The following is a 248-nucleotide window of genomic DNA, read 5'->3' on the forward strand; positions in this document are numbered from 1 at the left end:
CGTGAGCCCGTCGCAGGTTCTCTTCTCTACGGTAACAACATCGTCTCTGGCGCAGTTGTACCTTCTTCTAACGCAATTGGTCTCCACTTCTACCCCATCTGGGAAGCTGCTTCCTTAGATGAGTGGTTGTACAACGGTGGCCCTTACCAGTTGGTAATTTTCCACTTCCTCATTGGTGTTTTCTGCTACATGGGTCGTGAGTGGGAACTTTCTTACCGCCTTGGTATGCGTCCCTGGATCTGTGTTGC

General features: G+C 50.8%; 1 pseudogene. It reads left to right on the forward strand.

The annotated features are described in order from the left end of the window. Positions 1 to 248 (forward strand): annotated as a pseudogene (locus tag AACT35_RS11320) (photosystem II q(b) protein); the annotation flags it as partial.

It is taken from the genome of Synechococcus sp. BDU 130192 (assembly GCF_963876085.1).
In the GTDB taxonomy this organism is placed as follows: Bacteria; Cyanobacteriota; Cyanobacteriia; order Cyanobacteriales; family MRBY01; genus MRBY01.